The 682-nt window shown below is 63.8% G+C and carries 2 protein-coding genes; both read right to left on the bottom strand.

Annotation, left to right across the window (positions count from 1 at the left end; translation table 11 throughout):
* Positions 1-278: RsmE family RNA methyltransferase (locus tag CXQ97_RS20895; protein WP_146069740.1), on the bottom strand; the 278-nt coding region annotated here is incomplete at its 3' end.
* An 81-nt stretch (positions 279-359) separates the two neighbouring features.
* Positions 360-682, bottom strand: a 323-nt coding sequence (locus CXQ97_RS20890) for an aminotransferase class III-fold pyridoxal phosphate-dependent enzyme (RefSeq protein ID WP_146069739.1), incomplete at its 5' end; no start/stop codon positions are given.

The raw sequence follows: 682 nt of genomic DNA, 5'->3' as shown, positions 1-682 counted from the left end.
CAATCCATCCGTTCACCGCGGGAAAGACCCTGCCCGAGGTGGATCTGTAGAGGCGACTCTGGCATCCCCGTCAGGCGTTCGTGCAGTTCGACGGTGACGGACTTCTTGCCGACTTCCAGCAGTTCGCCGCGAAATTCACTGCCGCTGCCATCGAACAGCTGAACCGCGCTGCCGGCCGAAAGCCGCAGCACCCGGCTGATGTAGTGGGCCGATGCGTCAGGCAGTGGGTGCTGGCCAAGGGAAAGGGGGGCGTCGATGAAAAAACGGGATAGGCGCATGGAGGCAGCTGCAGGCGGCGAGTTGGAAGCGGCAAGTCTAAAGCATCGGCAGCCTGGCTCGCAGGCTGCCGATGCTCCACATCAACCCGGGTCTCTGAAGCCTGGGTATGGACCGACCGGGACCGATACCCCGGAGGCATCTCGGGTGGCGATGTCGATTCCCTCGGTGGCGACTGCCGCGAGAAAGTCGATCTGTTCCTCGGTGATGCAATAGGGCGGCAGGAAATACACCACACTGCCGAGCGGGCGCAACAGCGCGCCGCGCTCCATCGCGTGCTGATAGACCTTCAGGCCGCGACGCTCCTGCCAGGGATAGGCCGTGCGGCTGGCCTTGTCCTGAACCATCTCGATAGCCAGTGCCATGCCGGTCTGGCGGACTTCGGCCACGTGCGAATGCTCGACCA

The organism is Arthrobacter sp. B0490, assembly GCF_002929355.1.
Lineage (GTDB): Bacteria > Actinomycetota > Actinomycetes > Actinomycetales > Micrococcaceae > Arthrobacter_D.
Note: the sequence above shows the minus strand (reverse complement) of the source record. Positions and strands in the feature narration are given on the sequence as shown.